Annotated in this window: 23 protein-coding genes and 1 pseudogene; 14 read left to right on the plus strand and 10 right to left on the minus strand. The window is 71.6% G+C overall.

Features of this window, described 5'->3' with window-relative positions; genetic code table 11:
- The first annotated feature begins 157 nt into the window (after positions 1-157).
- The 4 genes from EV382_RS06450 to EV382_RS06465 all read left to right on the plus strand — a co-directional run bounded on the left by EV382_RS06450 (position 158) and on the right by EV382_RS06465 (position 4,592).
- On the plus strand, positions 158-1,000 hold the full coding sequence (locus EV382_RS06450) for a M15 family metallopeptidase (protein ID WP_244236569.1): 843 nt from the start codon (positions 158-160) through the stop codon (positions 998-1,000).
- Positions 1,001-1,044: 44 nt separating this feature from the next.
- Complete coding sequence (locus EV382_RS06455; protein WP_130400681.1) at positions 1,045-1,551, plus strand: DinB family protein; 507 nt, start codon at positions 1,045-1,047, stop codon at positions 1,549-1,551.
- Positions 1,552-1,662: 111 nt separating this feature from the next.
- Positions 1,663-2,973, plus strand: a complete 1,311-nt coding sequence (locus EV382_RS06460) for an RICIN domain-containing protein (protein ID WP_244236570.1) — start codon at positions 1,663-1,665, stop codon at positions 2,971-2,973.
- A 419-nt stretch (positions 2,974-3,392) separates the two neighbouring features.
- Positions 3,393-4,592, plus strand: a complete 1,200-nt coding sequence (locus EV382_RS06465) for an RtcB family protein (RefSeq protein ID WP_130400682.1) — start codon at positions 3,393-3,395, stop codon at positions 4,590-4,592.
- 41 nt (positions 4,593-4,633) lie between these two features.
- Here the strand turns inward: EV382_RS06465 and EV382_RS06470 are convergent, their stop codons facing one another.
- The 6 genes from EV382_RS06470 to EV382_RS06495 form a co-directional block, all read right to left on the minus strand.
- Positions 4,634-5,425 carry a maleylpyruvate isomerase family mycothiol-dependent enzyme gene (locus tag EV382_RS06470; RefSeq protein WP_130400683.1) on the minus strand — a complete coding sequence of 264 codons (792 nt, stop codon included), beginning with the start codon at positions 5,423-5,425 and terminating at the stop codon, positions 4,634-4,636.
- Between the two features lie 108 nt (positions 5,426-5,533).
- A complete protein-coding gene (locus EV382_RS06475; protein ID WP_130400684.1) occupies positions 5,534-7,027 on the minus strand; it encodes a DHA2 family efflux MFS transporter permease subunit in 1,494 nt (497 codons plus the stop codon).
- 34 nt (positions 7,028-7,061) lie between these two features.
- The gene (locus EV382_RS06480; protein WP_165435734.1) at positions 7,062-7,691 is read right to left on the minus strand and encodes a TetR/AcrR family transcriptional regulator; all 630 of its coding nucleotides are present in this window, start codon (positions 7,689-7,691) and stop codon (positions 7,062-7,064) included.
- Positions 7,692-7,832: 141 nt separating this feature from the next.
- Entirely contained in the window at positions 7,833-8,732 is a 900-nt protein-coding gene (locus EV382_RS06485) for a Gmad2 immunoglobulin-like domain-containing protein (protein ID WP_244236571.1), read from the minus strand.
- Positions 8,729-10,180, minus strand: coding sequence for a sensor histidine kinase (locus EV382_RS06490; RefSeq protein WP_130400686.1), 1,452 nt, complete (start codon positions 10,178-10,180; stop codon positions 8,729-8,731). Before EV382_RS06490 ends, EV382_RS06485 begins: the two co-directional genes overlap by 4 nt.
- A gap of 12 nt (positions 10,181-10,192) precedes the next feature.
- On the minus strand, positions 10,193-10,873 hold the full coding sequence (locus EV382_RS06495) for a response regulator transcription factor (protein ID WP_130400687.1): 681 nt from the start codon (positions 10,871-10,873) through the stop codon (positions 10,193-10,195).
- 166 nt (positions 10,874-11,039) lie between these two features.
- Here EV382_RS06495 and EV382_RS06500 point away from each other — a divergent pair, with 166 nt between their 5' ends.
- The 3 genes from EV382_RS06500 (at position 11,040) to EV382_RS06510 (ending at position 12,495) form a co-directional block, all read left to right on the plus strand.
- Positions 11,040-11,354 (plus strand): L-rhamnose mutarotase, encoded by a 315-nt coding sequence (locus tag EV382_RS06500; RefSeq protein ID WP_244236572.1) that lies wholly within the window; start codon positions 11,040-11,042, stop codon positions 11,352-11,354.
- Positions 11,355-11,617: 263 nt separating this feature from the next.
- Positions 11,618-11,965: a hypothetical protein gene (locus EV382_RS06505; protein ID WP_130400689.1), complete on the plus strand. Its 348-nt coding sequence runs from the start codon at positions 11,618-11,620 to the stop codon at positions 11,963-11,965.
- 155 nt (positions 11,966-12,120) lie between these two features.
- Positions 12,121-12,495 (plus strand): hypothetical protein, encoded by a 375-nt coding sequence (locus EV382_RS06510; protein ID WP_130400690.1) that lies wholly within the window; start codon positions 12,121-12,123, stop codon positions 12,493-12,495.
- Positions 12,496-12,625: 130 nt separating this feature from the next.
- Here the strand turns inward: EV382_RS06510 and EV382_RS06515 are convergent, their stop codons facing one another.
- Complete coding sequence (locus EV382_RS06515; protein ID WP_130400691.1) at positions 12,626-13,189, minus strand: AMIN-like domain-containing (lipo)protein; 564 nt, start codon at positions 13,187-13,189, stop codon at positions 12,626-12,628.
- A gap of 277 nt (positions 13,190-13,466) precedes the next feature.
- Between EV382_RS06515 and EV382_RS33940 the strand changes: the two are divergent.
- The 3 genes and pseudogenes from EV382_RS33940 to EV382_RS06525 form a co-directional block, all read left to right on the plus strand.
- A pseudogene (locus EV382_RS33940) lies at positions 13,467-13,904 on the plus strand (snapalysin family zinc-dependent metalloprotease); the annotation flags it as partial.
- Positions 13,905-13,907: 3 nt separating this feature from the next.
- Positions 13,908-14,612, plus strand: a complete 705-nt coding sequence (locus EV382_RS33945) for a S1 family peptidase (RefSeq protein ID WP_425271974.1) — start codon at positions 13,908-13,910, stop codon at positions 14,610-14,612.
- 124 nt (positions 14,613-14,736) lie between these two features.
- On the plus strand, positions 14,737-15,447 hold the full coding sequence (locus tag EV382_RS06525) for a hypothetical protein (protein WP_130400693.1): 711 nt from the start codon (positions 14,737-14,739) through the stop codon (positions 15,445-15,447).
- Positions 15,448-15,465: 18 nt separating this feature from the next.
- Here the strand turns inward: EV382_RS06525 and EV382_RS06530 are convergent, their stop codons facing one another.
- Positions 15,466-16,296, minus strand: coding sequence for a DUF3152 domain-containing protein (locus EV382_RS06530; RefSeq protein ID WP_244236573.1), 831 nt, complete (start codon positions 16,294-16,296; stop codon positions 15,466-15,468).
- 138 nt (positions 16,297-16,434) lie between these two features.
- Between EV382_RS06530 and EV382_RS06535 the strand changes: the two genes are divergently transcribed.
- Both EV382_RS06535 and EV382_RS06540 read left to right on the plus strand, forming a co-directional pair.
- Positions 16,435-16,935, plus strand: coding sequence for a SigE family RNA polymerase sigma factor (locus tag EV382_RS06535; RefSeq protein ID WP_130400694.1), 501 nt, complete (start codon positions 16,435-16,437; stop codon positions 16,933-16,935).
- Positions 16,932-17,693, plus strand: coding sequence for a hypothetical protein (locus EV382_RS06540; protein ID WP_130400695.1), 762 nt, complete (start codon positions 16,932-16,934; stop codon positions 17,691-17,693). The genes EV382_RS06535 and EV382_RS06540 overlap by 4 nt, the downstream gene beginning before the upstream one ends.
- A 14-nt stretch (positions 17,694-17,707) precedes the next feature.
- Here the strand turns inward: EV382_RS06540 and EV382_RS06545 are convergent, their stop codons facing one another.
- A complete protein-coding gene (locus EV382_RS06545) occupies positions 17,708-20,482 on the minus strand; it encodes an ATP-binding protein (RefSeq protein WP_130400696.1) in 2,775 nt (924 codons plus the stop codon).
- Positions 20,483-20,684: 202 nt separating this feature from the next.
- On the opposite strand from EV382_RS06545, the gene EV382_RS06550 reads away from it, so the two are divergent.
- A complete protein-coding gene (locus EV382_RS06550; protein WP_130400697.1) occupies positions 20,685-22,136 on the plus strand; it encodes a M28 family metallopeptidase in 1,452 nt (483 codons plus the stop codon).
- A 63-nt stretch (positions 22,137-22,199) separates the two neighbouring features.
- On the opposite strand, the gene EV382_RS06555 is transcribed toward EV382_RS06550, so the two are convergent.
- A complete protein-coding gene (locus EV382_RS06555; RefSeq protein ID WP_130400698.1) occupies positions 22,200-22,898 on the minus strand; it encodes an SDR family oxidoreductase in 699 nt (232 codons plus the stop codon).
- 149 nt (positions 22,899-23,047) lie between these two features.
- Between EV382_RS06555 and htpG the strand changes: the two genes are divergently transcribed.
- Complete coding sequence (gene htpG / locus EV382_RS06560) at positions 23,048-24,976, plus strand: molecular chaperone HtpG (protein ID WP_130400699.1); 1,929 nt, start codon at positions 23,048-23,050, stop codon at positions 24,974-24,976.
- Positions 24,977-25,051: the final 75 nt, after the last annotated feature.

Genomic DNA, 25,051 nt, shown 5'->3' on the forward strand with positions numbered 1-25,051 from the left:
CTTTTTCGGCCACTTTTGTTGATTGCCTCGACAAATAGCCTCAGATCGGTTCGGCTTTCGGGGATTTGCGGTGTCTCGTGGCCAGGGACGGGCCGACTTTCCGCAAACCGCGTGGATCCTGGCATACCGTCCCTGGTTGGGCTGATAGACAGGACTCGTGCGCTACCGCCTGGCCGTCGTGCTCGCGCTCGTCGCGCTGCTCGGCGGCTGCTCGCGGCCGGAGCCCCGCCCCACGTCCGCCGCGCCGCAGCCGACGTCGGCGAGCCCCACACCCACGCCGACCCCCTCCACCTCCATCCCGGCCCCGCTGCCGGGGTTCGTGGTGCTGACCGACGTCGACCCGCGCATCCACGCCGACATCCGCTACGCGACGGCGCACAACTTCGTCGGCCGGCCGATCGCCGGCTACCGGGAGCCGCTGTGTCTGCTCACCCGGCGGGCGGCCGAGGCGTTGCGCCGCGTGCAGGACGCCGCGCTGGCCGGTGGGCACAGTCTCAAGGTGTACGACTGTTACCGCCCGCAACCGGCTGTGGACGACTTCGTCGCCTGGTCGAAGCGCCCCGATGAGCAGCAGACGAAGGCCGAGTTCTACCCGGACCTGGCCAAGAGCCGGCTCTTCGCCGACGGCTACATCGGGGCGCCCACCGCGCACAGTCGCGGCAGCACCCTGGACCTGACCCTGGTTGACGAGCCCGCCGCCAGCCAACCGCCGTACCGGGTCGGGCAGCCGCTGGTCGCCTGCACCGCGCCGCGCGCGCAGCGCTTCGCCGACAACAGCATCGACATGGGTACGGGCTTCGACTGTTTCGACCCGCGGGCGCACACGGCCGACCCCCGCATCACCGGAACGGCGCGGGACAACCGTCGGCTGTTGCAGCGGCTGATGACCGACGCCGGGTTCGTCAACTACGACCGCGAGTGGTGGCACTACAGCCTGCGCGACGAGCCGTACCCGGACACGTTCTTCGCCGCCCCGGTCGCCCGCTCCTCGGTCGGCTGACCCGCGGCCCGACCCCGCAGCCGCCGTCCGGCATGATCTTGTCAATGACCACCGAACGGATCGGCCCCCCGGTTACCGGCGACGAGCGGGAGACGCTGCGCGCGTTCCTCGACTTCCACCGCGCCACGCTGGCCCTCAAGTGCGAGGGTCTCTCCGACGAGGAGCTGCGCCGGCAGTCCATGCCGCCCTCCACGCTCTCCCTGCTCGGCCTGGTGCGGCACATGGCGGAGGTGGAACGCGCCTGGTTCCGCCGGGTCATCGACGGCGAGGACGTGGGGTTGGTGTGGTCGGAGACCGGCGACTACCAGCAGGCGTACGACGCCAGCTCGGCCACCCGGGCCGAGGCGTTCGCCGCCTGGGAGCGTGAGGTCGCGCACGCCCGCCGGATCGAGCGCGCGGCACCGTCGCTGGACGTGACCGGCTACAACGCCCGCTGGGACGAGACCGTGTCGCTGCGCTTGGTGATGCTGCACCTGATCCACGAGTACGCGCGGCACAACGGCCACGCTGACCTCCTTCGGGAGGGCGTCGACGGCACCGTCGGCGTCTGATCGGCGATTGACGCGGTCAGGTGAGAGGAATAATCTTTCGTCTATCTGTTAACAATGTGAACAGATAGACGTCGACGCGGCGATGCGCGTCCCCAGCGAAGGGACGATCAGGTGATCGCAGAACTCTCCTCCCGTACCCGAAGAATCCTGTCGTTGTTCGTCGCCCTGATCGTCGCGGCGACCGCCGGTGTCGCGGTCACCGCCTCGCGCAGCGCCCAGGCCGCGCCGACGTTCAAGGTCCTGGCCTTCTACAACGGCACCTGGGACGCCGCGCACATCGACTTCGTCAAGGACGCCCGAGCCTGGTTCCCGCAGGCCGCCGCCCAGTACGGCTTCTCCTGGGAGGCCACCAACAACTGGGGCCTGCTGAACACCGCCAACCTGGCCCAGTACAAGGTCGTCATGTTCCTGGACGACGCGCCGCCCAGCGGGCAGCGGGCCGCGTTCCAGCAGTACATGCAGAACGGCGGGGCGTGGCTGGGCTTCCACGTCAGCGCGTGGACCGACAACCCGTCGAGCTGGAGCTGGTACTACAACACCTTCCTCGGCACCGGCTCGTTCCAGACGAACACCTGGGGACCCACCCGGGTCACGATGCGCGCCGACAACCGCACCCACGCCGCCACCCGCAACCTCCCGGCGACCTTCCAATCGTCGATCAGCGAGTGGTACTCCTGGAGCAACGACCTGCGGCAGAACCCCAACATCGACATCCTCGCCTCGGTCGACCCGTCCAGCTTCCCGGTCGGCACGGACCCCAACCAGTCCTGGTACGGCGGGTACTACCCGCTGGTCTGGAGCAACCGGCAGTACAAGATGCTCTACGCCAACTTCGGCCACAACGCGATGAACTACAGCACCAACACCGGGCTGTCGTCGACCTTCGACAGCGCGCAGCAGAACAAGCTGCTGATCGACGGGCTGCACTGGCTCGCCGGAGTCGGCACCGTCCCCCCGACCACGCCCCCGCCGTCCGACGGCACGATCTCGCCGACCGCCTGGCACACCGTGGTCAACCGGGGCAGCGGCAAGTGCGTCGACGCGCGGGCCGCGGCGAGCGCGAACGGCACCGTCATCCAGCAGTACGCGTGCAACAGCAGCGCCGCGCAGCAGTACCAGTTCGTGCCCACCAGCGGCGGGTACCTGCGGGTCAACAACCGCAACAACAGCGCCCAGGTGCTCGACGTGACCGACCGGTCGACCGCCGATTCGGCGCGCATCCAGCTCTGGTCCTACAGCGGCGGCAACAACCAGCAGTGGCGGGCCGAGTCCGAGGGTGGTGGCTACTACCGCCTGGTCAACCGCAACAGTGGTAAGTGCCTCGACGTGCCGGGAGCGTCCACCGCGGACAGCGTCCAGCTCATCCAGTACACCTGCAACGGCACCGCCGCGCAGTCCTTCCGGCTGGTGTCCGTGTCGTAACCCGGCGGTCGTCGGTTCTTCGGCTCCGTCACCGCCACCCCTTGAGGACGGTGCCGGAGCCGGAGACGCGGGCGGCGGCGATATCCATTGCGGACGCGCCGCCGCGCTCCTACTGTCATCAGCGCAAGGTCGAGAGCGAGCCCGAGGGGAGTACGCCGTGCCACAACGTGTCCGCAACGGTGCCGCCCGGTGTCTGCTTCCTGCCGGCGGTTATCTGCTCACCGCATCCACGACCACTGCCGACAAACCCTTGCGGGGCACCGGGCCGGGGTGGCGCGACTGACGCCGACGCGCAGCGCGTCCGCCGGCCGCCCATCCCCACCGGGATCGGGCGGCCTTCTCGTTTCCCGTACCGCCGTGCCATCGGCCGGCGCTTGATCATTATCGGTCACCCCCCCGCACGACAGAAGGAGTTCACGATGGGATTCACCCCGCTCGCCGGCACCCGGGCGCCGGTCCGGGTCTGGACCGACCCGTACGCCATCGAGCCGCAGGCGGCCAAGCAGCTGCGCAACATCGGCGCGCTGCCCTGGGTGCAGGGTGTCGCCGTCATGCCCGACGTGCACTTCGGCAAGGGCGCCACGGTCGGGTCGGTGATCGCGATGCGGCAGGCCGTCTCACCGGCCGCGGTCGGCGTCGACATCGGCTGCGGGATGTCGGCGGTGCGCACCTCGCTGACCGCCGCCGACCTGCCGGACGACCTGGCCGGGCTGCGCTCCGCGATCGAGGCCACCATCCCGGTCGGCTTCGCCCAGCGCACGGACTCGGTCGACACGCGGCGGATCCGGGGCCTGGAGCAGGCCGGCTGGGACGACTTCTGGCGTCGGTTCGCCGGCCTGGACCGGCGGGTGGCGCAGCTGGAGACGCGGGCGCAGCGGCAGATCGGCACCCTCGGCGGCGGCAACCACTTCATCGAGGTGTGCCTGGAGCAGGGCGGCGCCGACGAGGGGCGGGTCTGGCTGATGCTGCACTCCGGCTCCCGCAACATCGGCAAGGAACTGGCCGAGCGGCACATCGGGGTGGCCCGAGGGCTGCCGCACAACGCCGACCTTCCGGACCGGGACCTGGCCGTGTTCCTCGCCGGGACGCCGGAGATGGACGCGTACCGGCGGGACCTGTTCTGGGCGCAGGAGTACGCGCGGCGCAACCGGGCGGTCATGCTGGCCCTGCTCTGCGGCGTGGTGCGCGAGCACTTCCCGCAGGTCGGCTACGACGAGCCGATCAGCTGCCACCACAACTACGTTTCCGAGGAGAGCTACGACGGGGTGGACGTGCTGGTGACCCGCAAGGGCGCGATCCGGGCCGGCCGGGGTGACCTGGGCATCATCCCCGGGTCGATGGGCACCGGGTCGTACATCGTGCGGGGGCGGGGAAACCCGGACGCGTACTGCTCGGCGTCGCACGGGGCGGGCCGTCGGATGTCCCGGGCGCAGGCCAAGCGGACGTTCAGCACCGAGGACCTGGCCGCGCAGACCGCCGGGGTGGAGTGCCGCAAGGACGCCGGGGTGGTCGACGAGATCCCCGGCGCGTACAAGGACATCACCGAGGTGATGGCCCAGCAGGAGGACCTGGTCGAGGTGGTCGCGCACCTCAAGCAGGTGGTCTGCGTGAAGGGCTGAGCGCCGCGCGGGTCGGGTTCACCGGCCCGCGCGGCAGCGGCTCAGAAGCCGACGAAGACCCTGCGCAGGTCGTCGAGGGTCACCGCGCCGGTCGCCTGCACCCCGGCGGGGGTGTACTGGGTTCCCAGCCGTCCGGTGGCCAGCCGCAGCCACGCCTCGGCCGGGGCCACCAGCTCCCCGTCGGGGCGCTCCGGCGCGTCGACGACGTCGACCTTCTCGCCCAACCGCAGCCCGAACGTCCGCTCGGGTGCGTGCAACCGGACCAGCACGGTGACCTCGGGCCCGGTCAGCTCCTGCGGTCGGCTGGTCCAGGCCAGCATGCCGCTGACCTGGTCGAGCAGCAGCGGCACCGCTCCCGGCGTCACCGCCGCGAAGGGGTTGAACGCCACCTCGGTGTCCCACTGGTGCAGGGCGAACTCGCTGAGCCGGAAGCGGGCCGCGGTGGCCACGTCGACCGGCTCCGGCAGGAAACCGAGGTCGACCCGCATCGAGGACCGCGTCTCGGCGTCCAGTGCCTCGTACGCCTCGACCAGCCGTTCGTTGGTGTCGAGGAAGCCGGCGGCGTGCTCAGCCGGGGACATCGCGTCCCAGCGTGCCCAGACGCCACGGTTGAAGTCACCGTCCGGGCCGGGCGCGCCGGTGCGGGCGGCGTCCAGCGTCGCCAGGTTGATCTCGGCGCCGCTGCCCAGGTGACTCAGCACCTGGGACACCTGCCACTCGCTGGCCCCCGACGGGCGCAGCAGGTCGTCCTCCTTGAGGTCCCGGACGAGCGCGGCGAGCTCCTCGTGGCCCGCGCGCAGAGCGGTGATGAGCTGGTCAGCAGGGGTCGACATGGATCTCCTCAAACGGGATTTCGACGATGGTCGGGACGTTACCGGACCTGGCCGCCGGCCGGTCCACCCCAGGTCGGGGCGCTCCGGCCGGCGGCCACGTCGGTCAGCTCAGCCCATGTGCACGGTGGTGCCGGTCGGGATGTCCTCCTTGCGGACCTTCACCAGGACCAGGGTGGCCAGTCCGGCGAGCACGATCAACGCCGCGCCCCAGCCGAAGGCCACCCGGTACCCGTGCACCAGGGCCTCCACCTGGTTGACCGGGTTCGGTGCCCGGCCGACCAGATAGGCGGCGACCGCGCTGGTGTAGAAGGTGTTCAGCAGGGCGGTGCCGAGCGAGCCACCGATCTGCTGGGTGGCGTTGAGCGTCGCGCTGGCCGCGCCGGCGTCGTGCTCCGGCACCCCCACCAGGGCGAGGCTGGACAGCGGAACGAAGGTGAAGCCCAGCCCCAGGCCGAGAATGACCTGCGCGGGCAGCAGGTGGGTGAGGAACGGGGTGTCCACGTCGATCTGGGTCAGCACCAGCATGCCCACCGCGGCGAGCGCCGCGCCGGCGACCATCAGCGGCTTGGCACCCAACCGGGGCATCAGCTGGCTGGCGCCACCGGCGGCGATCAGCACACCGGCGGTGACCGGCAGGGACGCGAGACCCGCTTCCAGGGGCTTGTACTCCAGCACCACCTGGAAGTAGAAGGTCAGGAAGAGGAACGCCCCGAACAGGCCGGCGCCGATCAGCGTCGAGGTGAGGAACGCCCCGCCCCGGTTGCGGTCCAGGAGGATGCGCAGCGGCAGCAGCGGGTGGCTGGAGCGCAGTTCGATCACCACGAAGGCGGCGAGCAGCACCACGCCCGCGGCGATGAAACCGAGCGTCGCGGTGGCGTCCCAGCCGTCCTCGGCGGCCTTGGTGAAGCCGTAGACCAGGGAGACCAGGCCGGCGGTGACCACGATCGCGCCCGGTACGTCGTAGCGGGTGTTGCCGTGCGCCCGGCTCTCCGGCACCAGCGGCAGCGCGAAGGCGATGGCGATGGCGGCGACCGGGATGTTGACCAGCAGGCACCAGCGCCAGTCGGCGTACTCGGTGAGCACCCCGCCGAGCAGCAGGCCGACGGCCGACCCGCCACCGGCGATCGCGCCGTACACCGCGAAGGCCTTGGCCCGCTCGGTGGCCTCGGTGAAGAGAACGGTGAGCAGCGCCAGCGCGGCCGGGGCGAGCAGCGCGCCGAAGGCGCCCTGCAACGCGCGGGCGGCGAAGAGCATCCCACCGGTGGTGGCCAGACCACCCAGCGCGGAGGCGAGCGCGAAACCGGTCATGCCGACCAGGAAGGTGCGCTTGCGCCCCCAGTAGTCGGCGATGCGACCGCCGAGCAGCAGCAGGCCGCCGAAGGCCAGCGTGTAGGCGGTGATCACCCACTGCCGGTTCGCGTCGGTGATCCCCAGGTCGGCCTGGGCCTGCGGCAGTGCGATGTTCACGATGGTGGCGTCCAGGACGACCATCAGCTGTGAGACCGCGATGACCGCCAGCGCGATCCAGCGCCGCGGGTGCGGGGCGCCTGTCGACGCCCCGGCGTGGGGCGCGCCGGGCGCGGTCGAGGTGGTTCCGGGCATGGTGAAGCCTTCCGTGTTGCGAATGTCGGTGAAATCAGGCCGGGAACGGACGGTCGTGCTGATAGCGGAGTACCGGGATCAGCACCTGGTCGACGACCTGGGTGAGGAACGCGTCATCGGCGGGTAGGCCGTGCGCGACGAGACGGGACATGGTGAGCGCGGGCGCGAGATCGTGGAACAGCTCCCGCTCGCCGGCTTCCGGCGGGATCTCCCCGCGGGCGGCGGCCCGGACCAGGATGGCGGTGCTGGCCACCCGCCCGGCTGGCAGCACCTGGTGGCGCACAAGGCGTTCCAGTTCGGGGTTGGTCCGCATGGCGAAGGTCAACGCCTGCATCAGGTCGCAGTCGGCGGTGCAGATCGCGGCCGTGGCCCGCAGCAACTCGATCAGGTCCCCGCGGAGGGAGCCGGTGTCGGGCGGGTTGTGCACACCCACCTGCCGGTCGCGCAGGGCGGCGACGACCAGCTCGGCCTTGCCGTCCCAGCGCCGGTAGATGGTGGCCTTGCTGACGTGGGCGCGGGCGGCGACGGCGTCGATGGTCATCCGGTCGAAGCCGACCTCGCGCAGGGTGTCGATCACGACGGTGAACAGGTCGCTGTCGGTGCAGCGCGGCGCCCGGGCGGCCGGCACCCCGGCACCCGCACCCACCTGCTGACCACCCAGCATCCCCGACGACCCCCCGCGAAACGATGTCGTACCGACCCTAGTTCGCGGATACCCGAACGTGCAGGGTTTCGTGAGTTGCGTCGCACGGAGCATGCGAAACGATTGCGTTTCGAGCGGGTGCCCGGCGGGTGAACGGGTGGGTCAGTCGCCGGCGGTGAGGATCACCGGTACGGCCGTCGTGTTGATCCGCGAGCCGTCGCGCGCGGACACCTCGTACACCTCGATCGTGCCCTTCTGTTCCCGGGTCGTGCGCCAGCCGACCTGCACCCGGTAGCCGCCTCGGCAGCCGCTGCCGCAACTGGCGGTGCCGAACCCGGTGGCCACCTCCCGGCCGGCGGAGTCCAGCACGCGGACGCTCACCGTGGCCTCGAACACGTCGGCGGTGCCGGTGACGACGAGCGGGGCGGCCACTCGTTCGCCGATGACCGGCCCGGTGACCACGATGGGCGGCAGCAGGTCCGTGTAGTCCGCCCGGTCGACCGACGCCGCCCCGTCGAGGCGGACCTGGCGCACGGTGGGGAACTGGGTGAGCGTCCACACCACCTGCGCCTCGCGCAGTCGCCGCGTCACCGGGTCGCCGGCGGACGGCACCCGCAGCGTCGCCACGCCGTCGGCGATGCGGGTCACCTCGACGCCGGCCGGAAGCACTGTGGTCATCCCGGTGGCAGCCTCCGCCGGGCTCGGCCCGGCGGCCAGCTCGGTGAGCGCCAGCCGGGACGTCGCGACCGTGGCCGGCCGGGTACGCCGGGTCGGCACGAGCCGCCCGGCGCGGACGTACCACAGCTCGATGGTCACCAGGTCCGGCCGGCGCGCGCCGGTGGACGCCGCCGCCGACGGACCCGGCGCCCGCGTGGTGGGTGGCGGCGTCGGCTCCGCGACCGGGGTCGGGGTCGGTTCCGGGCGGTCGGCGGGCGGGGTGCTCGTCGGTGGCGCGCTGGGCGCCGGGCCGAGGTCACCGGAGCGGGGAGTGCCGCAGCCGCCGACCAGGAGCGCCACGACGAGCGCCGGTACGCCCAGCCGCACCGTGCCGTGGCGGCTCATCCCACACCGCCGGCGGTACGCCCAACCGGACCCGGTTCGGCGGGGTCGTCCGGGTGCGGCACGTTCCGGTGCGGACCGTCGGTGGGCAGCTCCAGGCGGAACCGGGTGCCCTCGCCCGGTTCGCTGCGCACCCCCAGCGTGCCGCCGAGCAGGTCGGCGTGCTCCCGCGCGATGGCCAGCCCGAGCCCGCTGCCCGGCGCGGAGCGGGACGGGTCGACCTGGTGGAATCGGTCGAACACCCGGGGCAGGTGCTCGGCCGGGATGCCGGGCCCCTCGTCGGTGACCTCGAAGACGACCATGCAGCCCGCGTCCGCCACGCTGGCCGTGATCTCTCCACCGCCGTGCTCGACCGCGTTGGCGACCAGGTTGGCCAGCACGCGCTCCAGCCGACGCGGGTCGGTGCGCAACGCGACCGGGTCACCGGTGACCCGCACCCTCGGCGACCAGCCGCGCGCCGCGACGATGCCGGTCAGGAGGGCCACCGCGTCGACAGGCCCGACGGTCAGGTGCTCCCGCCCGGCGTCCAGCCGGGAGATCTCCATCAGGTCCTCGACCAGTCGGCGCAGCCGGACCACGTCGCCGACCAGCAGTCGAGCGGCCGGGCGGGCGTCGTCGGGCAACTGGTCGAGGTGCTCGCCCAGCAGCGACGCCGCGGCCACCAACGCGGTCACCGGGGTACGCAGCTCGTGCGCGACATCGGCGGTGAACCGCCGCTCGCGGGCCTGCGCGGCCGACAGCGCCACGATCTTCGACTCCAGTGCCTCGGCCATCTCGTTGAACGTCGACGCCCAGACGCTGAACTCGTCGCGCCCGCGTACCGGCAGGCGGGTGGCGAGCAGGCCCTCGGTGAGCGCCCGGGCGGCCCGGCTGGCCCGGCCCACCGGCTCCAAGGTGCGGCGGGCCAACGCGTGACCCACCGCGGCGGCCAGCGCCACCACGAGCACCCAGCCGGCCACCAGCGCGGTGCGCAGCTGACCCAGGTCGGTGGCCACGTCGTCCTCCACGGTGAGGACGTACAGCTCGGCGGTCGAGCCCGGAATGCGCCCGCCGATGACCAGCAGCCGGGGACGCTCCGCCGGCGCGGAGCGCTGGTAGCCGAGCCGCCCGTCCGCGACGGCGGCCCGTAACGGGCCGCCCAGCACCGGGGCGTACGCGGGGTGCGAGGCGCGGGCCGGGCCGTCGACGAGCACCACGTGCCGGCCGCTGGCCTCGAAGCTGGTGAGCAGGTCGGTGCTGCGTTGCTCGGTCAGCGGCAGGAACTGCCCAGCGAGCACGAGTTGGTAGCGGGCGTCGGCGGCGGCCTCCTGCAGCGACGCGTCCAGCCAGGACTGCCGCAGCAGCAGCCCGGTCCCGCCGGCGAGCAGCCCGGCCGAGACCCCCGCGACCAGGACGAACGCGATCGTCAGGCGGCGTCGCAGACGGCCCGGGAACACCGTGCGTCCGGCCATCGCCGCCCCCGTTCAGCCCGTCGACAACTTGTAGCCGGCACCGCGTACGGTCCGGATCAGCCGCGGCTGCGTCGGGTCGTCCTCGATCTTGGCGCGGAGCCGCTGCACCGCCACGTCGACCAGTCGGGAGTCGCCGAGGAAGTCGTGGTTCCACACCAGGTCCAGCAGCAGATCCCGGGTGAAGACCTGCCCGGGTCGGCGGGCCAGCTCCAGCAGCAGGCGGAACTCGGTGGCGGTCAGCGTCACCTCCCGGCCGTGGCGGCGGACCACGAAGCCGCCCGGGTCGATCTCCAGGGGGCCGACCTCGATGACGGTGGACGGGGGCGGCACGCTCACCCGGCGTAACACCGAGCGGACCCGGGCCACCAGCTCGGGCAGGTCGAAGGGCTTGCGCAGGTAGTCGTCCGCGCCGCATTCCAGCCCGACCACCACGTCGATCGTGTCGGTACGCGCGGTCAGCATCAGGATCGGCACCTGACTGCTGCGCCGGATCTCCCGGCAGACCTCCAGACCGTCCAGGACCGGCAGCATGATGTCGAGCACGATGAGGTCGACCGGGTGCGCGCGGAACGCGGCGAGGGCCTGCCGCCCGTCGACGGCGGTGTGCACCCGGAAGCCGGCGCGGCGCAGGCCGAGGGCGGTGACCTCCCGGATCGAGAAGTCGTCCTCGACCACCAACACGCGGCCCTCCATCACCCGAGGGTAGACCCGCCGCCACCGTGCGTAGGCCCGGCGAAACGGTCGACATCGGCGGCCGGCTGGCCCCCCTGCCGGCACTGTCCACCCGCTACGGTCAGGTGCCTTCGGCACCCCTGAACCAGCTCACACGAAAGGGCACGACGTGCAACGTCATGGCTGCGTGATCCGACTCCGCCCCGAGCAGCGGGAAACCTATCTGCGCCTACACGCCGCCGTCTGGCCGAGCGTCGAGAAGACGCTGCGCGAGGCGAACTTCCGTAACTACACGATCTTTCTGCACGACGATCTGCTCTTCGGTTACTACGAGTACGTCGGCGAGGACTACGAGGCCGATCTGCGGCTGATCGCCGCGGACCCGCAGACGCAGGAGTGGTGGAAGCTGACCGACCCGTGTCAGGAGTCGATCGCCGAGCCCGGCTCGGGAGACTGGTGGGCCCCGATGAAGGAGGTCTGGCACCTGACCGACGAGGCCTAACGCCCAGCGCCGTCGCGGCCCTGCGCGGTCGCGGCCCCCTGCGCGGTCGCGGCCCTGCGCGGTCGATCATGGAGTTGTGGTGCCTGATCTGGGTGGTCTGCGGCCACTTTGTTCCCCACCACAACTCCATGATCGACCAGGCGCGGAGGGGTCCAGGCTTGGTGTGGATGGCAGCTGTTGGGGGATTTCTTTTACTTGACAGCAAAATCTTTCTGGTTGAGCATCGATCGTGTTCGATTGATGTCGTCCTGGGAGGACAAGCAATGCGCAGAGCTGTTCATCGGACCGCCGCAGGTCTCGCCGCCGCACTGATCACCACGTTGACCGTGACGCTGCCGCCGTCGGCCGCAGCCGCTGGCGAGCCGGTCCAGAGCCCCGACCAGGGCCTGGTCTTCTACTCCAGCTACCCCACAGAAGTGGTCGGCAGGCAGGCCACGCCCGACGGCGTCTGCCGTCCGATCCCGACCGGGGCGACCTGGGTGCTCCCCTGGAGCGGTGGCTTCCGCAACGTCCCCGGCTACCGGACCCCCGACTGCAGTGGTCCGGGATCCGAGCTCAACAACTTCCACAGCTGGCCCGAGGGTCGCTACCTCAGCTACCGAGCCGGTTGACGGGTCGTCCGCCCGCACCATCCGTTATGTGACGACCCCTGCTGTCGGCGCTCACCTTCCGGTGTGGCTGACGGTCACTACGATGCGAGTGTCGGGTTTGGATGCTGGTGCTCCGGTGGGGCAATCGGATCACCACGGCATCGCGGGGGGCGACAGTGGCCGACCGGGGAAGCGGGGGCGACGACAGGCGTGCGCGCGCGACGACACCGCAGCGCCGCACCACCGTCGGGGTGGCCGTCACGCTCGGGCTGTTGGCGGTTCCGCTACTGCCGATCATGTGCCTGTCGGGCCTGGCAATTCTCTTGGCGCTGGTTCCGTCCGAGCCTTGCCGACCGCCATTCGTGGATGACCCGTCGGAATGCGGGCCCAATCCGCTGCAGTTGCTCCCGGCCGCGTTGCTGGCGGTCGCCTACGGCGCGGCGGCCATTGTCCTGGCCCTGCGAGGCAGCCTGCCGCCCTGGGCGCGCATCGGTGCCCTGTGTGTGGTGCCGGTGGCTGCCATTCCCCTCGTCTGGGTGATGTTCTTCTAACCGTCCTGATCCGGGTTCGGGCGCCGACAGCGACGGGTGCGGTAGCCCTCGGAGCCAGCGTGCCGTCGGCCGCACCTCGCTCGGCCACCCGCCTCACCCGGCGGATGGCCAAGCTGATCCGCGGCTCCGATCACCACTGGTGGGCGACGTCGAGCACCACCCGGCTGTGGGTGCCGGGGCCGGCGAGCACGAGCACGCGGAACGGCAACCGCGCCCGTACGCCGACGGCGAAGGTGCTGTAACCCTCGAAGCTGCCGCCGAAGACGACGTCGCGCAGCGTCGGGTAGCGCAGCAGGTTGGTCACGTGCTCGCCGACCGCGTAGGGCACGGTGCCCAGGTGCTCGTCGTCGTACGCCGGGGCCCGCAGCGAGACCCGCAGCAGCGCGCCCCCGGCGGTGTACGGCGACAGCGCCAGCCCCTCGCCCTCGGTCCACGTCTCGCCGTAGCCGATCGCGTAGCCGTCGACCGGGCCGGCGAACTCGAACACCACCCGGTCGTAGCAGTCGTGCCGGCCGGTGCGGACGTCGACCAGTGGGGCGTCGCTCAACGCGCCGGCCGACTTCTCGGTGCTGCCCCAGGTGATCCCGCAGTACGCCGCCGCGCTCGTGCCGCCCGCCGCGGTGCTGCTGCCGGCGCTGGCGACCAGCCCGGCGAGGACGACCGCCAACGCGGTCAGTGCGCTCCTGATCCTCATTGTGGTTTCTCCGTTCGGTGTCGGGGTGGGTGTCACGGCGGCGCTGCCGGTGACCCTCCGCCATCACCGTCGTCCTGCCCCGGCACAGGCGCTTCGCTGCGGCGTAACCGCTGGGTAACAGCCGTTGACCTGGCGGTATGACTCTTCCGCTATGCCGGACATCGACAGTCGTCGCTTTAGCATTCACGTACTTCGATGACCGGTGGCCGATGGTCGCCGGACGACCGCAGGGGAGTGCGTGATGCTTCGACGACAACTGAGACGGGCGGCGCTGGCCATGCTGGCGGCGATCCTGGCGGCGGCCGGAACGCAACTCGCCACCGGCGCGCCGGCCGCCGCCGTACGGACCGTCTACTACGACGCGAGCCGGACCGGCGAGTTCCGCACCAATGTCGACCAGGCGGCGCAGATCTGGAACAGCCGGGTCAGCACCGTCCGACTCCAGCCCGGCACCCCGGCGAGCATCACCATCTACGTCGACGACGGCTGGCCCCGCGCGCAGCCGACCGGACTCGGCTCGGGCCGGATCTGGATGGGCCGCCAGGCCGTCAACCAGGGCTACGACCGCAACCGCATCGCCGCCCACGAACTCGGGCATATCCTCGGTCTGCCGGACCGGCGCACCGGGCTCTGCTCCGACCTCATGTCCGGCAGCAGCGCCCCCGTCTCGTGCCGCAACGCGAACCCCAGCGCGACCGAGGCGAACCGGGTGAACTCGCTGTTCGCCGGCACCCTCGCGGCGCCGGTCAGCACGACGTACACCTGGAGCGGCACCTCGGACATCGGCCCGACGGTGGTCGGCGGCCGGCCGGCCACGGAAAACTACCCCTTCATGGTGTACGTGTCCGGCTGCACCGGCACGCTGATCAAGGGCAACTGGGCGGTCACCGCCAAGCACTGTTCGACGCCGTCCTCGGTGCGGGTGGGCAGCATCAACCGCTCCAGCGGCGGCAGCGTGGTGCGGGTGACCCGTGCGGTCAACCACCCGAGCGTCGACGTCAAGCTGCTGCAACTGGCCAGCTCGGTCACGTACGCGCCGGCTCCGATCCCGAGCACCTCCGGCGCGGTCGGCACCGCCACCCGGATCATCGGCTGGGGCCAGACCTGCGCCCCCCGGGGCTGTGGGTCGGCGCCGACCGTGGCCAACGAACTGGACACGTCCATCGTGGCCGACAGCCGCTGCTCCGGCATCAACGGCCCGTACGAGATCTGCACCAACAACACCAACGGCAACTCCGGTGCCTGCTACGGCGACTCGGGCGGGCCGCAGGTGCGCCGGGTCAACGGAGTGTGGAACCTGATCGGCGCGACGAGTCGGGCCGGCAACAACAACTCCACCTGCGCCACCGGCCCGTCCATCTACGTCGACCTGCCGTCGATCCGATCGTGGATCTCCACTCAGGTCGGTGGTTTGCCCGTCTGACCAGCTGGAGCACCGTGGGCGAGGGCGCGCGACGGACGCGCTCCCGCCCCGGTGTGCCGGTGTCACCACGCGATCCCACGATGCGATACGGTGCGTGGCATATCGGCATACCGGAGGTAACTTCATGCCTACCGTCGTCGTCCTCGCGTTGACCCTCGCCCTCGCGCCGGCGCCATCCCCGTCGACCACCCCCAACCTGCTCGGCGACATCATCGGTGGCGTCGGCCAGATCGTCGACGACCTGCTCGGTGGCGACGCGCCCAGTGCCGATCCGACGCCGAACGCCACGCCGACGACGCCGAGCGTCGCCCCGACCGGCGTGCCCACCTCGAGTCAGCCGCCGGCAGCCGACCAGCCCAGCCCGGTGACGTCCATCGCGATCCCGGTGCCCGCCGGCTCGGCCGGTGCTGTCCCGGCACCCGCCGACCCCGTTCGCCGCACCACCGGCGAGGACGCCGGCGCCCGTGAGGCCGCCGTGCCTCGGCGCGACGGCGAGACCCCCGAGCCGAGCGTCCTGCCGGCGCTCGCCAACCCCACCGGCGGCGCCTGGCCACCCGCGTCGTACCTGTTGGTCGTGGGGCTTCTCGCGTTGCTGGCAGTGCTGCTCCTGCGCCGCCGGGCCCCCGCCGCCGCACTCGCACCGCGCCCCGGTCCCGGGCCGGATTCCGCGCCGCGCCCCGGTCCGGTGCTGGACTCCGCGCCGGCGCCGGCGCCGGACCCGGACCTCGGCCCGGTGCCGGACAACGTCAGCCAGTTGCCGACCAGCCTCAACGTCATCTACGAGATGGGCCGGCTGGACGAGCGACTCGAACAGGAGCGCCGCCGGCGTACCTGAATCGCCCCGCCGTCGGTCTCAGCGCGCCGGGTGGGCGCCCTCACGCCGGGGGATCTCGTCGTCGTACGCCCCGACGGGCCCGCTGTAGCGGGTCTTGCCCAACGGGTACGGCCAGGCGTTCGCGGTGCAGCCGTGCAGGCCCAGCGTCTGCTGCTGCATCACCGGCGCCGGCCGGCCCCGCCCGGGGCACCGCTCGTGGCCGTACCCGAGCTTGTGCCCCACCTCGTGGTTGACCATGTACTCCCGGTAGGTCTCCAGGCTCGCGCCGTAACCCGGCACCCCCTTGACCCAGCGCGCCACGTTGAGCACCACGCGGGCACCGTTGCGGCAGGAGGTGTAGGCGTCCGGTACGTCCTGGCAGAGGGTGTCGCGGGTGCCGGGAGTCGCCAGGTAGATGGTGAAGTCGGTCCGTTCGCCGGCACCGACCCGACGCAGTCGCCACGCCCCGCCCGCCGTCCACCCGCGTGGGTCGTTCAGGGTCGTGGTGATCGCCGTGGCGATGTCAGCCGCCGGCAAGCCCCGAATGTCGCGCTCCACGGCGACCCGGTAGCGCAACAACCGACCGCTCGTCGCGCGTGCGGGCGTTGACTCGCCCGGCGCCAGCGACCAGCGGTTACCGCCGGTGGCGGGGTAGCTGACCGGGGTGACGGGCGCGGAGGTGGGAAGGACCTCGGCGGCGTCGGTCGGCCGGCTGGTGGGTGACGCCGGTCCGCTGGGCGGCGGCGCGGCGGCGACCGGTGCGGCGGCGACCGGTTCGGCGGCCGGCAGGCCGCACCCGGTGAGCAACGCCACCACCAGCAGCGACGCCATCGAGGCCGGACCCCAGCGGTGGGTAACCTTCAGCGGCATGTCTCTCCCCTCGGGCGTCGCTTGGCGGCGGCGCGGAGGAGAAGACGGGTGATCGTGGCGAAAAGTTGATGTGACCCAGGGCTCAACCTTTTCCCGGCCTCGCCCGTCTCTAGCTCTGTGGCACGGGGAGGGTTCGCGGTGGCGCGGGGGGACGCGGATTTCGTCGAGTTCGCGCGGGCGGCGTCCGCGCGACTGGTGCACGCCGCGTTCCTGATGACCGGCGACCACCACCAGGCTGAGGACGCCGCGCAGACCGCCCTGGTCCGCACCTACGCGTCGTGGTCGCGGATCCACGACGACGACGCCTACGGGTACGCCCGCCGCACGCTGGTCAACCATCTGGTCGACGGGTGGCGACGGCCGATGCGGGAGTACCCGACCGACGAGGTGCCGGAGCAGCGGCGTGGCGACATGGCTGACGACGTGGCCACCCGGCGCTGGTTGATCACCATCCTCGGTGCGCTCAGCCCTCGGGAGCGCGCCATCGTCGTCCTGCGCTACTACTTCGACCTGCCGGAGGCGCAGGTGGCCAGGGAACTCTCGGTATCCGTCGGCACGGTCAAGAGCACCAGCTCGCGGGCTCTGGAGAAGTTGCGCCGCGCCGCGCCGCGCCCGGCCGATGAGGAGGCGCGCCGATGAGCGAGTTGGAACGGCTCCGCCAGGCCATGCGGGCGACCGAGCGTCCCGACGTCGTCCTCGACCTGGCCACCGTGCTGCGCGAGGGACGTCGGTTGCGGACCCGCCGGCGCGTCGCCGGCGGCGCGGCGGCGACCCTCGCCACCGGCCTGGCCTCCGTGGTCGTCGTGGTGGTGGTCGGCGCGTCCGGGCCGGGCGGTTCGACGCCGACCGAGCGCCCATCACCGGGCGCCGTCGCCGCGCCGTCGGCCGGCGTGTCGCCGACGGGGGAGAGGTCGCGGGGCCCCACGGCAGCGCCGACGAGGGCCAGCGACGAGCCGCCGCCGAAGCCGCTGGGCCGGATCGTGGACAGCGGGGTGCGGCACGGGGCGGAGCGGCGGGTCTACTACCTCGTCCCGGTGTCGGTGCCCGGCGAACCCAAGGTGACCATTGGTCTGGCCGCCGGTCGCCAAGCTCCGGACGGCTCGTTGACCACGGACATCCTGGTCAACGACGTCGACGGCAGCGACCGCCGTGCCGGGTTCCACCAGATCGGCTACGACGAGCGCTCGGGCGGCACGCCGGTGCCCACCTTCGGCTACTTCGTCGGCCCGGCCCAGCGGATCGTCGGCACCGTCGACGGCCGGCAGGTCAACGCCCGGCTGGCGCCATGGAACCTCGACAAGCACGTGGTGATCTTCTGGTTCGACCCGGCGCAGCTCACCCCGGGGCGGCCGTTGGACGGCATCGTCGCCCACGACGGCAGCGGCCGCCGACTCTGACGCGCCGCCGGCGCTCAGCCCAGCCGGCGCTCGATGGTCACCGTCGTCCCCTCGGCGGTGGAGACCAGCCGCACGTCGCCGTAGGCGTTCATCAGCAGCGCGCCGCGTCCCCGGTCCATCGCCGGCCGGCGGTCGCGCCAGGTGCCGAAGTCCCGTACCGAGATCCGGATCAGGTCGCCACCCACCTGGACGCGCACCCGGACCTCCGGACGGCTGGGCCGTTGCGCGTGTTCGACGGCGTTGTTCACGGCCTCGGAGGCGGCGAGCAGAAGGTCTTCCAGCACGTCCGGATCGACGTTCAGCTCGCCCAGTGCGCCCCGGACGTCGCGGCGCATCGCGGAGGCCGAGGTGGGTGCGGACGGGTACGTCCACCCGACATCCAGGAGGTCGCCCAGCCCGTCGGGGTCGGCCGGCGCCGCGACCACTGTCGTGTCGCGCACGGGTTCGACCGCCGGGGCCGACCCGACGGGGCCGAGCGGGGTGGGTGGCGCCGACGGCCCCGCAGCGGCGACCGTCGCCGGGTCGCCGCCGTCCGCCACCGCAGGGGTGCGCTCGCGGGCGCGACGGATGCTGGCCCGGATCCGGGCGATCAGTTCGGTCGCGGCGAACGGCTTCACCAGGTAGTCGTCGGCGCCCAGGCTCAGGCCCTCCACGCTGGCCTCCCCGCCGGCGCGGGCGGAGAGCACCAGCACCGGCAGCGCCCTGGTGGCCGGGTCCGCGCGGAGCCGGCGTACCAGCTCGAAGCCGTCCAGCACCGGCATCATCACGTCGGTCAGGACCAGGTCCGGCAGGTCGCGGTGTATCTCGTCGAGGGCCTGCCGCCCGTCGGTGACGGCCCGCACCCGCCAGCCCTGCCCGGCGAGCAGCCGGGTGAGGTACGCCCGCATGTCGGCGTTGTCGTCGGCGAGCAGGATCCGTGCCCCGGCCAGCTCGTCCGTGGCCGGCCCGAACGCGGGGTCGGGCTCGGTCAGTGCCTCGCCTGGTTCGGTGAGCCAGCCCAACGCCTCCTCGACGGCGGCGCGGGCCGCGTCGCCCCGCCCGTCCACCGCCGGTCCGGTGGCCGCCGCGCGGCGCGCGGCCGACCAGGGCAGCGTCACGGTGAACCTGCTGCCGACGCCCACCTGGCTGGTTGCGTGAACGTCGCCGCCCTCCAGCCGCGCCAGCTCGTGCACCAGGGCCAGGCCGATGCCCGTGCCCTCGTGACTGCGCGAGCGGGCGCCCCGCACCCGGTGGAAGCGTTCGAAGAGTTTCGGCAGGTCCCGTTCCGCGATGCCGATGCCGGTGTCCGCGACGGTGAGGCGTACCTCTTCGTCGTCGGCGTCGAGGGTGACCCGGATGCGGCCGATGAACGTGTACTTCAGGGCGTTGGAGAGCAGGTTCGTGACGATGCGTTCCCAGTTGACCGGGTCGACCGCAACCGGCCGGGGCAGCGGTGGGCAGCTCACTTCAAGCGTCAGTCCGGCCCGCTCGACGGCGGCCCGGAACACCCCGGCGAGCTCGGCGGTCAGCGCGGCCAGGTCGACCACCCGGGCGTCGCTGCGCGCGCGGCCGGCCTCCAGGCTGGAGAAGGTGAGCAGGCTGTTGACCAGCGTGAGTAGTCGGGTGGCGTTACGCCAGCTGGTCTCCACCCGCTCCCGCTGCACCGCCGCGAGCGGGGCGGTGGCGTCGGTGAGGGCGTCGGTCAGCGGGCCGAGGATGAGGGTCAGCGGGGTACGGAACTCGTGGCTGACGTTGGCGAAGAAGTCGGTCTTGACCCGGTCGAGTTCCGCCATCGCCTCGACCCGACGCCGCTCCTCCTCGTACTCCTGGGCGTTGCGCAGCGCCACGGAGATCTGCTGGGCGAGGAGCTGGTGGAAGCTGCGGTACGCCTCGTCGAGCCCTCGGCTGGGGCTGACCCCGACGAGCAGGACGCCGAGTGGTTGGGTCTCGTCGCCGGAGGGCAGCGGCAGCGCCAGCGCGGTGCGGACCGGCTCGTTCCACGGGCCGGCGGGAAGCGGCAGCCGGTCGGCGACGTCGCTCACCTGGGTCGCCCGGCCCTCGGCGGCCGCCGCCAGCCCCCAGGCGGACGCGGCCGGGCCCGGGTCGGTCAGCTCGACGGTGTCCGGCAGGGCGTCGGCGTGCCCCTGGTCGCCGCCGGTGCAGGCGACCCGTCGCAGCGTCGTGCCGTCGCGCAGGTAGACGGCGGCGAACGGCACGTCCAGCGGATGGCCGTCGATCACGTCGATCAGTCGAGCGCCGGTGGCGTCCACGTCGACGGTGCGTCCGTCGCCGAGCACGGACAGGTCGCGCAGGAGGCGGAGCCGGCGTTCGCCGACCACCTGCTGGGTGACCTCGCTGCACACGGTGAGCACGCCGACGGTGCGGCCGTCGTCGTCGCGGGCCGGGGCGTGCGAGACGCTGAAGTACGCCTCCTCGCGGTAGCCGGCCCGCTCCAGCAGCAGTTGCAGCGCGGGGACCCAGCTGGCCACCCCGGTCGCCATGGCCTTCTCGACCAGCGGGGCGAGCACGTCCCAGCCCTCGGCCAGGGTCACCCGCACGTCGCCGCCGAGCGCGGCGGGGTGCTTGTCGCCGATCAGGGCGGAGTACGCGTCGTTGTAGAGCTGGGAGTAGTTCGCGCCCCAGAGCAGCAGCATGGGGTACCGGGAGGAGAGCACCAACCGGACGGCGGCGCGCAGGCTCTCCGGCCATTCGCTGACCGGGCCGAGCGGGCTGTCGGCCCAGTTGAGCTCGGCCATCAACCGCCCGGCGTCGCCGCCGTCGAGGAACAGGTCGGTGCTGGGTCGTGTCACGCTCGATCCGACCCCATCGCCAGCCCCCGTTCCGGGCCTGATGACCCCTGCCGCGTTACCTACCCATCCTGGCACCTCTACTTACCTGTGCCGACGCCGGTACCCACCGTCGAACCGGCGGCCGTTCAGGACGAACGACCGATGCTCAAGAAATAGATATCTGTAATTGTCTCGGGTATCTCTCCAACCCCGAGGAGCCCCCATGAGAGGCAGAACGCTGAGCGCGGGAGCCGCGCTCGCCGTGTTCGCCGGGATGACGGTGACGTTGGCCGCCCAGCCGGCGGTCGCGTCACCTCCGACCGCGACGACGGTAACCCGGTCGATCGCCGCGGCCGCCGCCGCGTTGGCCGCACCGGACATCTCCGTCACCAACGTCCAGGCGCACCTGACCCAGTTCAACGCCATCGCCACCAGCAACGGTGGCCACCGACGGGCCGGCTCGGCCGGCTTCACCGCCTCACTCAGCTACGTCAAGAGCAGGCTCCAGGCGGCCGGCTACACCGTCAGCGAGCAGTACTGCTCCAGCTGCACGTACCCCTCGAACAACCTCATCGCCGAGTGGCCCGGCGGCCCGGCCGACCAGGTGGTCATGTTCGGCGCGCACCTGGACGGCGTCTCGGCCGGACCGGGCATCAACGACAACGCCACCGGATCGTCGACCCTGCTGGAGAACGCGCTGGTCCTGGCCGCGCAGAACCCGACCATGACCAAGCGGGTGCGGTTCGCCTGGTGGACCGACGAGGAGCAGGGGCTCAACGGCTCCCGGTTCTACGTCAACTCGCTCAACGCCACCCAGCGCGGCTACATCAAGGGTTACTACAACTTCGACATGGTCGGCTCGGTCAACGGCGGCTACTTCATCAACCGGGTCACCTCCAGCACGGCCGCGCCGCTGAAGGCGTACTGGGACTCGTTGGGCCTGCAACCGGAGGAGAACGTCGAGGGCCAGGGCCGCTCCGACGACTACTACTTCCAGCAGGCGGGCATCCCCACCTCGGGCTACGCCGCCGGTGCCAGCGCCCGCAAGACCAGCTCCCAGGCGGCCAAGTGGGGCGGCACCGCCAACTCGGCGTACGACCCGTGTTACCACCGGTCCTGCGACACCACCGCCAACGTCAGCGCCACCGTGCTGAACCGGGCGGCCGACGGCGTCGCGTACGCGCTGTGGCAGCTCGCCGTGAGCGGCGGGGGTCCGACCTGCGTCGGCGGTCAGGTGGTCGGCAACGGTGGCTTCGAGAGCGGCAGCACCCCGTGGACGGCGTCCTCCGGCGTGATCACCAACGCCAGTGGGCAGCCGGCCCGGACCGGGTCGTACAAGGCGTGGCTCAACGGGTACGGCAGCACCCGCACCGAGAACCTGTACCAGTCGGTGACCCTGCCGGCCGGCTGCACCACCTACACGCTGTCGTTCTGGCTGCACATCGACACCGCCGAGACCACCAGCTCCCGGGTGTACGACCGGCTCACCGTGCAGCTGGGTTCGACCACGCTGGCGACGTACTCGAATCTGAACGCCGCGTCGGGCTACGTGCAGCGCAGCTTCAACGTGGCCGGGTTCGCCGGGCAGACGGTGACGCTGCGGTTCACCGGCACCGAGGACTCGTCGTTGCAGACCAGCTTCGTGATCGACGACGTGACGTTGCAGGCGAGCTGACCGCGTACCGACAGGCGGCGAGCCGCCGCCGGGGTTGCCTGGCGGCGGTTCGTGGCGTCGTGGTCAGGGAAGCTGTGGGTAGAGCGCGGCGACACCGCCGGACAGCCCGGCCTGCACCCGCCGACTGATGTCGTCGGCGACGATCTCGTACGCGTCGGCCTCGACACCGTCGACCGTGATCGTGGCGATCGCCGCCGGGTCGGACTTCGGGTCGGTGACCGTGGCCGCCATGTCGGTGTCCATGTAACCGACGTGCAGGGCGGCGACCCGGACGCCCCGCTCGGCGAGCTGGAGGCGCAGCGCGTTGGTCATCGCCCACTCGGCCGACTTCGCGGCCCCGTAGGCGGCGTGCTTCGGGAAGTTCACCCAGGACAGCACGGAGAGCACGTTGAGCATCGTCCCGCCGCCGTTGCCGGCGATGATCGGCGCGAACGCCCGGGCCATCGACAGCGTGCCGATGTAGTGGGTCTCCAGCTCGCGTCGGACGAGTTCCAGGTCGCCGTCGAGAAGGTCGGTGCGGGTGTCGATGCCGGCGTTGTTGATCAGCAGGTTCACGTCGCCGGCCAGCTTCGCGGCGGCGGCGACCGAGGCGGGGTCGGTGATGTCCAGGCGTACCGGCGTCACGCCGGGCAGGTCGACGCTGTCGGGGTTGCGGGCGCCGGCGTAGACGGTGGCACCTCGGGCGAGGAGTTCGGCGGCCAGGTGGCGGCCGAAGCCACGGTTGGCGCCGGTGACGAGGGCGGTGCTTCCGGAGATCTTCATGGCGGTCACGGTATCCGAGCTGGCTTCTGTAAAGCAAAGTCAGCTATCTCACCAGGATGGGAGACCGGATCGGGAATACGACCCGGACTCGGCCACAACCGGACCGGTGACGACTCGTATCCTTTCCGCGAACCTCCGTACGAGTTGAGATGGGAGACGGTGTGAGCAACCAGGCCGAAACGTTGGAGTTCCAGGCCGAGGCGCGTCAGCTCCTCCAGTTGGTGGTCCATTCGATCTACTCGAACAAGGACGTCTTCCTGCGGGAACTCATCTCGAACGCGTCCGACGCACTGGACAAGCTCCGGCTGGCCACCCTCGTCGACAAGGACCTCGTCGCCGACACCGACGACCTGCACGTCGCCCTGGAGATCGACCGCGACGCCCGCACCCTCACCGTCCGGGACAACGGCATCGGGATGACCCGCGACGAGGTCGTCCAGCTGATCGGCACCATCGCCAAGTCGGGCACCGCCGAACTCCTCCGCCAACTGCGCGAATCCGCCGACGCCCACGCCTCGCAGGACCTCATCGGCCAGTTCGGTGTCGGCTTCTACGCCGCGTTCATGGTCGCCGACCGGGTCACCCTGCTGACCCGCAAGGCCGGCGAGACCGGCGGCACCCGCTGGGAGTCCACCGGCGAGGGCACGTACTCGATCGAGGCGGTCGACGAGGCGCCGCAGGGCACCACGGTGACGCTGCACCTCAAGCCGGCCGACACCGAGGACAACCTGCACGACTACACCGCCGAGTGGACCGTCCGCGAGATCGTCAAGCGCTACTCCGACTTCATCGCCTGGCCGATCCGGATGAGCGTCGAGCGCCCCGGCGCCGACGGCGAGGCCGCCACCCACGAGGTGCAGACCCTCAACTCGATGAAGGCGCTCTGGGCGCGACCCCGCGACGAGGTCGACGCCGCCGAGTACAACGAGTTCTACAAGCACGTCAGCCACGACTGGGCCGACCCACTCGAGGTCGTGCACATGAAGGGCGAGGGCACCTTCGAGTACGAGGCGCTGCTGTTCCTGCCCAGCCACGCCCCACTGGACCTGTTCTCCCCGCAGGGCCGCCGTGGCGTCCAGCTCTACGTCAAGCGCGTCTTCATCATGGACGACTGCGAGGCGCTGGTCCCGACCTACCTGCGCTTCGTCAAGGGCGTGGTCGACGCGCACGACCTGTCGCTGAACATCTCCCGGGAGATCCTCCAGCAGGACCGGCAGATCCAGATCGTCCGCCGCCGCCTGGTCAAGAAGATCCTCGCCACTGTCAAGGACCTCAAGGCCAACCACGCCGAGCGCTACCGCACCTTCTGGACCGAGTTCGGCGCGGTGGTCAAGGAAGGGCTGATCGACGACACCGACAACCGGGACACCCTGCTGGACCTCCTGTCGGTGGCCTCCACCAACGACCCGGCCGAGCCCACCGACCTGGCCGGCTACGTGTCGCGGATGAAGGACGGCCAGAGCGACATCTGGTACGCCACCGGCGAGTCCCGGGCCGCCATCGAGAATTCTCCGCACCTGGAGGCCTTCCGGGCCAAGGGGCACGAGGTGCTGCTCCTCACCGACCAGGTCGACGAGGTGTGGGTCGAGCGGGTCGGCAGCTACGACGGTCGGCCGCTGCGCTCGATCGCCAAGGGTGAGATCGACCTGGACACCGACGAGGAGAAGAAGCAGGCCGAGGCCGAGCGCGAGCAGCAGCGACAGGAGTTCGCGGCGCTGCTCGAATGGCTGGGCACCACCCTCACCGACAGTGTCCGGGAGGTCCGCCTGTCGTCGCGGCTGACCACCTCACCGGCCTGCGTCGTCGGCGACGCCCACGACCTCACCCCGACCCTGGAGAAGATGTACCGCGCGATGGGGCACGAACTCCCCCCGACCAAGCGGATCCTGGAGATCAACCCAGGTCACCCGCTGGTGTCCGGGCTGCGCAAGGCCCACGAGCAGGGCAGCGACCCCGCCGCCCTGACCGAGACCGCCGAGCTGCTCTACGGCTTGGCGGTGCTCGCCGAGGGCGGTGAGCTGACCGACCCGGCCCGCTTCACCCGCACGCTCGCCGACCGGCTCGCGCGCACCCTGTAACCAGGGCGGACCCACCACCGTCAAATACGCGGACGCTCGGCCGATCCACTCGGCCGAGCGTCCGCGTGTCGACGC

The organism is Micromonospora violae (assembly GCF_004217135.1).
GTDB classification, from domain to species: Bacteria; Actinomycetota; Actinomycetes; order Mycobacteriales; family Micromonosporaceae; genus Micromonospora; species Micromonospora violae.

Bases quoted from the DNA above. Each gene is read 5' to 3' on its own strand.
- EV382_RS06555 (WP_130400698.1), bottom strand. From the start codon at position 22,898: ATGAAGATCTCCGGAAGCACCGCCCTCGTCACCGGCGCCAACCGTGGC.
- EV382_RS06525 (WP_130400693.1), top strand. From the start codon at position 14,737: ATGCCTACCGTCGTCGTCCTCGCGTTGACCCTCGCCCTCGCGCCGGCG.
- htpG (WP_130400699.1), top strand. From the start codon at position 23,048: ATGGGAGACGGTGTGAGCAACCAGGCCGAAACGTTGGAGTTCCAGGCC.
- EV382_RS06475 (WP_130400684.1), bottom strand. From the start codon at position 7,027: ATGCCCGGAACCACCTCGACCGCGCCCGGCGCGCCCCACGCCGGGGCG.
- EV382_RS06465 (WP_130400682.1), top strand. From the start codon at position 3,393: ATGGGATTCACCCCGCTCGCCGGCACCCGGGCGCCGGTCCGGGTCTGG.
- EV382_RS06490 (WP_130400686.1), bottom strand. From the start codon at position 10,180: ATGGCCGGACGCACGGTGTTCCCGGGCCGTCTGCGACGCCGCCTGACG.
- EV382_RS06515 (WP_130400691.1), bottom strand. From the start codon at position 13,189: ATGAGGATCAGGAGCGCACTGACCGCGTTGGCGGTCGTCCTCGCCGGG.
- EV382_RS06455 (WP_130400681.1), top strand. From the start codon at position 1,045: ATGACCACCGAACGGATCGGCCCCCCGGTTACCGGCGACGAGCGGGAG.
- EV382_RS06505 (WP_130400689.1), top strand. From the start codon at position 11,618: ATGCGCAGAGCTGTTCATCGGACCGCCGCAGGTCTCGCCGCCGCACTG.
- EV382_RS06530 (WP_244236573.1), bottom strand. From the start codon at position 16,296: ATGCCGCTGAAGGTTACCCACCGCTGGGGTCCGGCCTCGATGGCGTCG.
- EV382_RS06480 (WP_165435734.1), bottom strand. From the start codon at position 7,691: ATGCTGGGTGGTCAGCAGGTGGGTGCGGGTGCCGGGGTGCCGGCCGCC.
- EV382_RS06495 (WP_130400687.1), bottom strand. From the start codon at position 10,873: ATGGAGGGCCGCGTGTTGGTGGTCGAGGACGACTTCTCGATCCGGGAG.
- EV382_RS06540 (WP_130400695.1), top strand. From the start codon at position 16,932: ATGAGCGAGTTGGAACGGCTCCGCCAGGCCATGCGGGCGACCGAGCGT.
- EV382_RS06470 (WP_130400683.1), bottom strand. From the start codon at position 5,425: ATGTCGACCCCTGCTGACCAGCTCATCACCGCTCTGCGCGCGGGCCAC.
- EV382_RS06485 (WP_244236571.1), bottom strand. From the start codon at position 8,732: ATGAGCCGCCACGGCACGGTGCGGCTGGGCGTACCGGCGCTCGTCGTG.
- EV382_RS06550 (WP_130400697.1), top strand. From the start codon at position 20,685: ATGAGAGGCAGAACGCTGAGCGCGGGAGCCGCGCTCGCCGTGTTCGCC.